Source organism: Peptoniphilus sp. HCN-40583 (assembly GCF_037892835.1).
Taxonomy (GTDB): Bacteria; Bacillota; Clostridia; order Tissierellales; family Peptoniphilaceae; genus Aedoeadaptatus; species Aedoeadaptatus rachelemmaiella.
In genome coordinates, this window is record NZ_JBBKBU010000056.1 from 1 (window position 1) to 1,445 (window position 1,445).

General features: G+C 48.2%; 1 protein-coding gene. It reads right to left on the reverse strand.

Annotated features, from left to right (window positions below; all coding sequences use genetic code 11):
* Nucleotides 1-38: 38 nt before the first annotated feature.
* A complete protein-coding gene (locus tag WKT05_RS10545) occupies nt 39-1,370 on the reverse strand; it encodes an IS3 family transposase (protein ID WP_340414057.1) in 1,332 nt (443 codons plus the stop codon).
* Nucleotides 1,371-1,445 lie beyond the last annotated feature (75 nt).

Here is a 1,445-nt window from a genome sequence, read left to right on the forward strand (position 1 = left end):
CTTCTATGGTGGACCCATTGATTTGGACACGTCAACCCCTATGCATTGAGTAGTGTTGATCCGTATTCGTATGGTGTCATGTCGCCGAGGCCTTCTTGGTATCGGCGGTAGCGGTAGTAGTTTATGTAGTCGGTGACGGCAGCTTCGATCTCTTGGTCATTGGCGTTTTCGTCGAATGTTGCTTCTTGTTTCATTTTTCCGAAGAAGGATTCGCAGGGTGCATTATCCCAACAGTTGCCTTTTCGGGACATGGATTGAATGAGGCCCATGGATTGGATGGTGTCTCGGAATTTTTTCGCGGTGTAGTGGACGCCTTGATCGGAGTGGATGATGGCGTTTTGACTGTGGCCGCAGGCTCTGAGTTGTTCGAGGGTCTCGAGAACGAAGTCGAGGTTGTAGTTTGTGCTGGTTTTGTGGGCGACGGGTTCGTTGGTTTGGGAATCGATGATGACGGAGACGTAGGAGAAGTGGCCTTGGTGTTTGATGTAGGTGATGTCGGTGAGGAAGAGTTTTCTGGCTTTCCCGGGTTTGAAGGCGCGTTTGACGCGGTTGGGTGCGATTTTGTTTTCTTGGCCGTTGTTTTTTCGTTTGCCATAGGGGCGGGATTGTTTCACGGGGCATTTGAGGTGGTATTTTCGCATGATGCGCTGGATTTTTTTGCGGTTGTAGATGATGTCGTAGTCGTTTTTCAGAATTATGCGCAGGGAGCGGCTGCCTTTGTTGTAGTATTTTCCGCTATGGTCGAAGGCTTTTTGGATGAAGTACAGGGCTTCTTGGTCTGCGTCTTCTCTTCGTTGCCGGTTTTCTTTGCTGGCTTTGTAGTAGTAATAGGTGCTTCGCGGCAGTTGAAGGTTTTTGCAAAGGGCTTTGATGTTAATGGCTTTTCCGTAGGCTTGGACGGTTTCTTCTACGATTTTGCAGAGATCAGTCGTTACATAGGCCTTCTTGTCGCATCGCCTCCCTCCTAGCCAGCCAGCTTTTTTTAATGCTTCGATCTCCGCCGCTTGTTGTTGAATGATTTTTTCTTGCTTCGCCAGTTTGTCTTTGGCTTTTCTCATGTCGTCGATGTCGTCAATGGCTTTGAGGGCTTCATTCGCAGCTTCCTGGTCGATTGAAGCGAGAATGGTGTCCCGAATATGGCGTTCTTTCCACCGGGCGGTGGCTCGTTCGATGCGTTTGTCGCCTAAGATTTCGGGATCGAATCCGGCTTCAATGAAGATTTGTTTAGGCCGCTTGCCCGTGGTCAGTGCATCAATGAAGTGTTTTTTAAATTCGGTCGTATAGAAAATGTATTGTTCGTTGACTGATTTGACATTTGGATTGGCGCGTAAGATTTCTTGTTCTTCAGCGGTTAGTTTTCCTCGTCCCATGGTTTCCCTCCTTAATTGAATTATACACGATTTGAGGTAGGGGGTATGTCCAAATCTTGGGGACCGGGTTACTTC

Coding starts and splice junctions, on each gene's coding strand:
- WKT05_RS10545 (WP_340414057.1), bottom strand. CDS start 1,370: ATGGGACGAGGAAAACTAACCGCTGAAGAACAAGAAATCTTACGCGCC.